This window comes from Limnohabitans sp. MMS-10A-192, from assembly GCF_003063335.1.
In the GTDB taxonomy this organism is placed as follows: Bacteria; Pseudomonadota; Gammaproteobacteria; order Burkholderiales; family Burkholderiaceae_C; genus Limnohabitans_A.
The window spans coordinates 204,499-211,902 of sequence record NZ_NERX01000007.1 but is presented as its reverse complement, the minus strand read 5'-3'; the positions used below and the strand labels follow the sequence as shown (position 1 = coordinate 211,902).

Genomic DNA, 7,404 nt, shown 5'->3' with positions numbered 1-7,404 from the left:
TCGCCTCGGTGTTCGAGCACCATACGAACAGCGCGTTCGCGCACCTCGGGTGAAAAACGGTTTGATTTCTTGCTCATGGCTCCATCTTCTCAAAGTGTGGAGCCTCCTCAAAATCCGGGGCGATTCAATTTTCCACAGAACTCAATCAGTTTCTATAGAAGAAATACTAACCTCGAACGTACGCTTGGACTTAAGTAAGTTGCCTGATGAGGTTAGATATATAGCTGCTGAAACTTTACTACGAAAGATTTTTAGAGTACTTCGACTTCGAGGACCAATCCCAGTTCAACCTCTTGATGATCGTCAACGATTCAGATTATTCATCATCATCGATGAAGCGAAAATTCTCAGCACTGGAGGAGGTGATCCTGATGCACCAGACAGAATTTTGAATTTACTCTTCACTGAAGCTCGAAAGTTCGGTTTGGGAATGATTCTCGCGTCTCAAATGAGTGATCATTTCGGTTCTGAGGTAAAGGCAAATGCCGCTTCTTGGCTTGTACTAAAGCCGATGGATATGAAAGAAGCAAAGAAGAATGCTCCAAATGTTCATATGGATCCTGAAGCACTTACTAGTCTTAGAGGCCGTGGGGACGGATACCTACGTGACCGCACCTCGAACCGAGCTCGTCGAATTCAAGTCAACCCTCTAATTTCGGATTCGTGACATTGCCACTTGAGATCGCGAAGATCCAAAGTTTTATATGAAACACCCTTTGGGTCGAATCGATCTCAACAACAAAGTTTCATTCGGCTTGGTTCAAAGCCTGTTTTGCCTTCATCCGCAAATTCACGGCTCGGAACCAAGTCCGAAAAAGTCATGAGGTTTTGAGACAAACGGGGTTTGAGACGCTTTTTCCGGTCCCCTGGCGCAGGCCGCAGTCAGGAGCCCAAAGCAAAAAGCCCCGCGTGGTGCGGGGCCTGAGGCTGCCTCAAGGCCTGCTAAGCAGGTTTGAGGTCTTTGTACTGGCGGAAACGGAGGGATTCGAACCCTCGATGAGGCTCTACACCCCATACTCCCTTAGCAGGGGAGCACCTTCGGCCACTCGGTCACGTTTCCAGTGGATGAAATTATAGCTTACGCTTGATCCAGATCGAAGGCTTTGTGCAAGGCACGCACCGCCAATTCCATGTATTTTTCATCGATCACGACCGAGGTCTTGATTTCCGAGGTGGAGATCATCTGAATGTTGATGCCTTCTTCGCTCAAGCTGCGAAACATCTTGCTGGCCACGCCCACATGGCTGCGCATGCCGATGCCGACGATGGACACTTTGCAGATCTTGGCATCGCCGCTGACTTCTGTGGCACCCAGGCCGGGCAAGACTTTTTCCTTGAGCAAATCGATGGTCTTGGCGTAGTCGTTGCGGTGCACGGTGAAGCTGAAGTCGGTCTTGCCGTCTTTGCTCAGGTTCTGGATGATCACGTCCACTTCGATGTTGGCATCGGCCACAGCGCCCAAGATTTGGTAGGCAATGCCAGGCTTGTCGGGCACGCCCAACACGGAGATTTTGGCTTCGTCGCGGTTGAAAGCGATGCCGGAAACGACGGCTTGTTCCATTTGTTCGTCTTCCTCAAAAGTGATCAGGGTGCCAGAGGCGGCTTCTTCGTTGATGTCGATGTCCCAGGGCGTGAAGCTGGACAGCACGCGCATGGGCACTTTGTATTTGCCCGCAAATTCGACCGAGCGGATTTGCAAAACTTTGGAGCCCAGCGACGCCATCTCCAGCATTTCTTCAAAGCTCACTGTCTGCAAGCGGCGCGCTTCGGGCACGACGCGCGGGTCGGTGGTGTACACGCCGTCCACATCGGTGTAGATCAGGCATTCATCGGCTTTGAGGGCTGCCGCCACGGCTACGGCCGAAGTGTCGGAGCCGCCGCGGCCCAAGGTGGTGATGTTGCCTTGCTCGTCCACACCCTGGAAGCCGGTGATGATCACGACTTTGCCTGCGTTCAAGTCGCCGCGCACGCGCACGTCATCGATCGATTCGATGCGGGCTTTGGTGAACGCGCTGTTGGTCTTGATGGGCACTTGCCAACCGGCGTAGCTCACCGAAGGCTGGCCTTCGGCTTGCAGGGCAATCGCCAGCAAGGCCGACGACGCTTGCTCACCGGTGGAGGCCAGCATGTCCAACTCGCGGCTGTAAGAAGTGTCGGGTTTGGCGGGGGCCAACTCCTTGGCCAAGCCGAGCAAGCGATTGGTCTCGCCGCTCATGGCGCTGGGCACCACCACGATCTGGTGGCCAGCACGCGTCCATTTGGCCACGCGCTTGGCGACATTGCGGATGCGCTCGGTCGAGCCCATCGAGGTGCCGCCGTATTTGTGAACGATCAAAGCCATGTTGAATTCTGGATAGAAGAGAAAGCGGATTTCAGGCGTCAATAAGGTCTTGAAACCAGAACATCACGCATTGAATAAGGGTTTATCCCCAGCAAAACCCGTCGATTGTACCAACCGCTCAGACTGCATCGAAGATCGTTGTTTTGTCATACCCGACTGGATCGGGTATCCGCGGGCGTCGCAGGCATGGATCCCGGGTCAAGCCCGGGATGACATTGAAATATTCGGGATGACATTGAAGTGTTCGAGATGACATTGAAGAGCCAGGGATGAGCAGGCAGCTTCAATGCCAAGACAAGAGATGCCCTTCTCGCGTCACATGACCGGCGCCAACCTTCAAGTCCAAACGGTGCCCACGGGTGGTGCAGGCGGCCACTTGATCGAGCAGCTCGTTCAGCTGTGCCGTTGAAGGCGTGGTGGCGTGACAGGTGCGCAGCCAGTGCCGCAAGACCAAGGCCTGTCGTGCACGGCTCAGCGCCTGCAAGGCGGCAATGCGTGGTGGCTGGCCCACATGGGCGAAGTCCTGCGCGGCCACCTCGTCAAGCACCTCTTGCGCCTGGGCTGCGTGGGCGGCACTGCGGGCGAAAGTGTCCCTGAAAGCCGGAAAGGCTTCGGCCAGCACAGGAAGCAGGCGGGCGCGGATGCGGTTACGGGTGAAATGCTGGTTGCTGTTGGTCGGGTCTTCCACCCAGGCTTGGCCACACTCGCGCAGCCAGTCCCGCAAAGCCGCACCGGGCACCGCCAAAAATGGCCGATGCCAGTTCAGTCCGCCACGTTGCCAATGTGCGGGCATGCTGGCCAGCCCGGGCAAGCCCGCGCCCCGCGACAGGGCAATGAGCAAAGTTTCCACTTGGTCGTCGGCATGCTGGGCCACGGCCACATCGTGCACATCAGGCCATTCGGTTTGCACGGCCTTGGCCAAGGCGGCATACCGGGCCTGGCGGGCCGCGTCTTCGGGGCTTTGCCCGGGGGCATGGCCGGCATGCACACGGCACACCAACAAAGGCAGGCCCAAATGTTCACACAGTGCGCGGCAATGCGCTTCAAAGCCATCGGCGGCATCTTGCAAGCCATGGTGGATGTGCACCGCCCTCACCTGCCCGGGCCAGCGCCGGGCGCAAGCCAGCAGCAAGGCGGTGGAGTCGGCACCGCCACTGAAGGCGACCGCAAAAGGAAAGCCCGGGCTGAAATCAGCCAGGGCCTGTTCAAGGGTTTGAGCCATGTGCGAAAGCCTTGCGGCTCGCCTGAGGGTTTTACTTACCCGCTTTGGTGTCGGTGAAACGACCGTAGCTGTTGAGGCGCTCGTAACGACGCTCTTGCAACTCTTTGGGCTTGAGGTCGGCCAATTGGCGCCACGCATCGCCCAGCGCACGCTTGAGCAAGGCGATCATTTGTTCGTGGTCGCGATGCGCGCCGCCCACAGGCTCGCTGACGATCTTGTCGATCACGTTCAAAGCCTTCAAGCGGTGCGCGGTGATGCCCAATGCTTCAGCAGCCACTTCGGCTTTTTCGCCGGTTTTCCACAGGATCGAAGCGCAACCTTCGGGACTGATCACCGAGTACACCGAGTACTGGAGCATCAGCACCTGATCGGCCACCGAGATGGCCAAGGCACCGCCGGAGCCCCCCTCTCCGATGATGGTGGTGATGATCGGCACTTCGAGCTGGGCCATTTCAAAAATATTTCGGCCAATGGCTTCGGACTGACCGCGTTCTTCGGCGTCAATGCCGGGGTAAGCGCCGGGCGTGTCCACAAAAGTGAACACCGGCAGCTTAAATTTTTCGGCCGTCTTCATCAGGCGCAGCGCTTTGCGGTAGCCCTCGGGCTTGCTCATGCCAAAGTTGCGCAGGGTGCGCTCCTTGGTGTCGCGGCCTTTTTGGTGGCCCAGCACCATGCAGGCTTGCCCATTGAAACGGGCCAGCCCGCCCACGATGGACAGGTCGTCGGCAAAGTGGCGGTCACCGTGCATTTCGACGAAGTCGGTGAAGATGCCGTTGATGTAGTCCAGCGTGTACGGACGCTCAGGATGGCGCGAGATTTTGGTGACCTGCCAGGGGGTCAGGTCACTGTAAATGTCTTTGGTCAGTTGCTGGCTTTTTTTGCTCAGCTGATCAATTTCCAGGGTGATGTCCACCGCAGATTCGCTTTGCACGTAGCGCAGCTCTTCGATCTTGGCTTCGAGTTCGGCAACGGGTTGCTCAAAGTCGAGAAATGTTCTTTTGGCCAAGTTTTGCTCCTCTGTTCATCAGCAGGCGGACAGGTGTGTCCAGCCCTCAATACGCCACCGGAACCGGGTCCAGCGAGCGCCAAATATACCAAGTTGCCACCGTGCAATACGGACTCCAAGCCTGGGCCACCTCACGCGCATCGCTGCGGCTGACCGGCTCACCCGAAAAATAGTTGCTGCTGATGCCGTTGATCAGGCCCACATCGTCGAGCGGCAGCACATTGGGTCGCATCAGGTGGAAGATCAAAAACATCTCGGCCGTCCAGCGGCCAATGCCACGGATGGCCACCAATTCGTCGATGATGGCCTCGTCGTCCATCGCCTGCCAATCCTTGACGTGCACGGCACCATTGCTGAAATGCAAGGCCAGATCGACCAGGTATTCCACCTTGCGCACCGACAGCCCGGCAGCGCGCATGTCGTCCACCTTGAGCTTGAGCACCGCAGCGGGTGTGAGCTTTTTGCTCAGTGCCGAAAATTTGTCCCACACCGACTGCGCGGCCTTGACCGAAATTTGCTGACCCACGATGGAGCGGGCCAAAGTGACAAAAGCGTCGCCACGCGTCTCCAAAATGGCATCGCCAAACTGGGGGATCAGCTTTTTCATGACCCGGTCTTTTTTGGCCAGGTGCGCGCAGGCCTGTGCCCAATATTCGGGCGTGACCGGAACCACGTCTTTGGACGCCACTGTGGAAGCCACGCTCACGGAGCCGCCTCCCAGGTGGTGCCCGTGGCCGAGTCTTTGAGCACGATGCCCTGCGCCAGCAAGTCGTTGCGAATGCGGTCAGCCTCGGCAAAGTTCTTGGCTTTCTTGGCGTCCGCACGGGCTTGAATTTGAGCTTGGATCGCGGCGTCATCCAAGCCAGCACCAGACTGCAGATACGTGGTGGGATCGGTTTGAAGCAAACCCAGTAAGCCTCCCAGCGCCTTGAGCAAGCCAGCACGATCGGCCGACTGGCTGCGGTTGACTTCGCTGGCCAGCTCAAACAAGACGGCCACGGCGTCGGGTGTGCCAAAGTCTTCGTCCATGGCCGCTTTGAAACGGGCGGCCATCGGGTCAGCCCAGTCGATGCTCACATCGGCAGGTGGCACGGCTTGGAGGGCGGTGTAAAGACGTTTCAAAGCGCCCTTGGCGTCGTTCAAATGCACATCGCTGTAATTCAGAGGGCTGCGGTAATGGCTGCGCACCACGAAGAACCGCACCGTTTCGGCATCAAAGGCCTTGAGCACATCGCGGATCGTGAAGAAATTGCCCAGGCTCTTGGACATTTTCTCGTTGTCCACATTGATGAAGCCGTTGTGCATCCAGTAACGCGCAAAAGGCTGACCGTTGGCGCCTTCGCTTTGGGCGATTTCGTTTTCGTGGTGCGGGAACTGCAAGTCGGCACCGCCGCCGTGGATGTCAAAAGTCTGGCCCAGCAGCTGGCAAGCCATGGCCGAGCACTCGATGTGCCAGCCGGGACGGCCGGATCCAAAGGCGCTGTCCCATTTGCAGTCAGCGGGCTCGCTGGGTTTAGCGCTCTTCCAGAGCACAAAATCCAGCGGGTCGTGTTTGCCACCTTCTTCGGTGTTCACCGCCACGCGCTCACCGGCGTTCAACTCGTCCAGGGATTTGCCCGACAACTTGCCGTAGCCGGGAAATTTGCGCACGGCGTAGTTCACATCGCCGTTGCCAGCGCGGTAGGCCAGGCCTTTTTCCTCCAAAGTGCCGATCATCGACAGCATTTGCGGCACAAATTCGGTGGCACGGGGCTCGTGCTGCGGGCGCTCAATGCCCAAGGCATCGGCATCCTGGTGCAGCGCATCGATCATGCGGTCGGTCAGGTTGCGGATGGTTTCGCCGTTTTCCAAGGCACGCCTGATGATCTTGTCATCGATGTCGGTGATGTTGCGCACATATGTCACCTTCAGGCCGCTGGCTTTGAGCCAACGCTGTACCACATCGAAAGCGATCATCGAGCGGGCATGGCCCAGGTGGCACAGGTCATACACGGTCATGCCACAGACGTACATGCGCACATGGCCTGGCTCGGCAGGCGTGAACTCGGACACCGCACGGGTGAGTGTGTTGAAGATGCGCAGACTCATGACAAATCAGGGAACAGTCGGAAAACAAAAAAAGGCCATACAGCGCACAGGGCGCGCAGCCAAATTCATGCAGAAAATCGGGGGCCAGGGCGGCTGTCGTACACGTGGACAGCAGGTCAAGCTGAGGAGGCCGAAAAAACAAGGCCTCCGCTACAATGACCCTCAGTATAGCCCCGTCAGGCCTTCCCATGTGGGCCTAAGCCTCCCCCAGACCCGATCCTTATTGCTGCATGCGCCCTCTCATTTCGTTCGCTTTGTCTTGCGCCCTGATGGCCCTCAGTGCCAGTGCACGGGCTGACCTGTACAGCGACGTGAACCGCCTGATTCAGAGCGGCCAGTGGGACAAAGCCCAGCAGCAGGTGGACCAGCGCCTGAAAACAGCGCCCACCGATCCGCAAATGCGCCTCTTGCTCAGCCGCATCCAGGACGCACAAGGCCAGACCCAGGCCGCCATGGACACCTTGCAGGCCTTGACCCAGTCCTTTCCTGAACTGGCCGAGCCCCACAACAACCTGGCCGTTTTGCTGGCCCGCGAAAACCGCCATGCCGATGCCCTGGCTTCATTGCAAGCGGCCATTCAGGCGCGCCCCGACTACGCCATGGCCCTCGAAAACATGGGCGATGTCTATGCCGCGCTGGCCAGCATGTCTTATGGCAAAGCGCTTCAAATCACACCCAATCAACGCCGCATTCAAGTCAAGCAACTGAGCATCGACCAGATGCTCAAAGCTGCGCCCTGAGCGCCAA

At 57.9% G+C, this 7,404-nt stretch carries 7 protein-coding genes and 1 tRNA gene; 2 read left to right on the top strand and 6 right to left on the bottom strand.

Annotated features, from left to right (window positions below):
* On the top strand, nucleotides 1-667 hold a 667-nt coding region (locus B9Z43_RS17170), incomplete at its 5' end, for a hypothetical protein (RefSeq protein WP_199222321.1).
* Nucleotides 668-967: 300 nt separating this feature from the next.
* Here B9Z43_RS17170 and B9Z43_RS14715 read toward each other — a convergent pair.
* From B9Z43_RS14715 to cysS, 6 genes are all read right to left on the bottom strand, one after another.
* Nucleotides 968-1,060: transfer RNA gene (locus B9Z43_RS14715), tRNA-Ser, on the bottom strand.
* 18 nt (nucleotides 1,061-1,078) lie between these two features.
* On the bottom strand, nucleotides 1,079-2,341 hold the full coding sequence (locus tag B9Z43_RS14710; RefSeq protein WP_108326711.1) for an aspartate kinase: 1,263 nt from the start codon (nucleotides 2,339-2,341) through the stop codon (nucleotides 1,079-1,081).
* Nucleotides 2,342-2,624: 283 nt separating this feature from the next.
* Nucleotides 2,625-3,563 (bottom strand): tRNA lysidine(34) synthetase TilS, encoded by a 939-nt coding sequence (tilS, locus tag B9Z43_RS14705; RefSeq protein WP_108326687.1) that lies wholly within the window; start codon nucleotides 3,561-3,563, stop codon nucleotides 2,625-2,627.
* Nucleotides 3,564-3,594: 31 nt separating this feature from the next.
* The gene (locus B9Z43_RS14700; protein ID WP_108326686.1) at nucleotides 3,595-4,569 is read right to left on the bottom strand and encodes an acetyl-CoA carboxylase carboxyltransferase subunit alpha; all 975 of its coding nucleotides are present in this window, start codon (nucleotides 4,567-4,569) and stop codon (nucleotides 3,595-3,597) included.
* Between the two features lie 46 nt (nucleotides 4,570-4,615).
* Entirely contained in the window at nucleotides 4,616-5,275 is a 660-nt protein-coding gene (locus B9Z43_RS14695; RefSeq protein ID WP_233250086.1) for a DNA-3-methyladenine glycosylase, read from the bottom strand.
* On the bottom strand, nucleotides 5,272-6,657 hold the full coding sequence (cysS, locus tag B9Z43_RS14690; RefSeq protein WP_108326685.1) for a cysteine--tRNA ligase: 1,386 nt from the start codon (nucleotides 6,655-6,657) through the stop codon (nucleotides 5,272-5,274). The genes B9Z43_RS14695 and cysS overlap by 4 nt, the downstream gene beginning before the upstream one ends.
* Nucleotides 6,658-6,887: 230 nt before the next feature.
* Here cysS and B9Z43_RS14685 point away from each other — a divergent pair, with 230 nt between their 5' ends.
* Nucleotides 6,888-7,397, top strand: coding sequence for a tetratricopeptide repeat protein (locus B9Z43_RS14685; protein ID WP_108326684.1), 510 nt, complete (start codon nucleotides 6,888-6,890; stop codon nucleotides 7,395-7,397).
* Nucleotides 7,398-7,404: the final 7 nt, after the last annotated feature.

What these genes read in the sequence shown, in the direction of transcription:
- B9Z43_RS14710 (WP_108326711.1), bottom strand. Translation starts at nt 2,341, where the DNA reads ATGGCTTTGATCGTTCACAAATACGGCGGCACCTCGATGGGCTCGACC.
- tilS (WP_108326687.1), bottom strand. Translation starts at nt 3,563, where the DNA reads ATGGCTCAAACCCTTGAACAGGCCCTGGCTGATTTCAGCCCGGGCTTT.
- cysS (WP_108326685.1), bottom strand. Translation starts at nt 6,657, where the DNA reads ATGAGTCTGCGCATCTTCAACACACTCACCCGTGCGGTGTCCGAGTTC.
- B9Z43_RS14685 (WP_108326684.1), top strand. Translation starts at nt 6,888, where the DNA reads ATGCGCCCTCTCATTTCGTTCGCTTTGTCTTGCGCCCTGATGGCCCTC.